Origin of the sequence: Micromonospora sp. DT41 (assembly GCF_049841715.1) — a bacterium.
GTDB classification, from domain to species: domain Bacteria; phylum Actinomycetota; class Actinomycetes; order Mycobacteriales; family Micromonosporaceae; genus Micromonospora; species Micromonospora profundi.
Map to the genome: position 1 here is coordinate 1 of NZ_JBNCKU010000052.1, position 812 is coordinate 812.

Here is an 812-nt window from a genome sequence, read left to right on the forward strand (position 1 = left end):
CGCCCGCAGGATCCGGCGTACCTGCTCTACACCTCCGGCTCGACCGGCACACCCAAGGGCATCCTGGTCCCCCACCGCAACGCCTACGCCTACTGCCGCAACGCGGTAGCGCAATTCGCCAGCACACCCGACGACCGCGTCGCCCAAGTAGCCAACCCCGCCTTCGACGCCAGCATCTTCGACTACTACGCCACCTGGCTCGCCGGAGCCACACTCGTCAGCGCACCGAAAGAAACCATCGTCGACCCCCAAGCCCTCACCGGCCTCCTTGAAGACGAACGCATCACCCTCGCCTACCTGCCACCCGCACTACTAGCCCTACTCGACCCGACACGCCTGGCAGGCACCACACTGCGCGGAGCCTTCAGCGCCGGCGAAGCACTACCCGTCGCACAAGCCAACCGCTGGGGACAAGCCGGCATCGCCCTGCACAACTCCTACGGACCCACCGAAACCACAGTCGTCGTCACCGACTACCGCTGCTCCGAAACACCCGTACGCGGCTCAACCCCAATCGGCGTACCAATGCCCGGCCACCGCGCCTACGTGCTGGACCGCCGACTACGCCCCACCCCCATCGGCGTCGCCGGAGAACTCCACATCGCCGGCACCGGCGTCACCTACGGCTACCACAACCGCCCCAGCATGACCGCCCGCAGCTTCCTCGCCGACCCATACGGACCACCCGGACAACGCATGTACGCCACCGGCGACCTCGCCCGCTGGCGCTCCGACGGCACCCTCGAATACCTCGGACGCCGCGACCGACAAGTCCAACTCCGCGGCCAACGCGTCGAACTCGGCGAAATCGA

General features: G+C 67.5%; 1 protein-coding gene. It reads left to right on the forward strand.

Features of this window, described 5'->3' with window-relative positions:
* On the forward strand, positions 1–812 hold an 812-nt coding region (locus ACLQ23_RS31560; protein ID WP_425736175.1), incomplete at both ends, for an AMP-binding protein.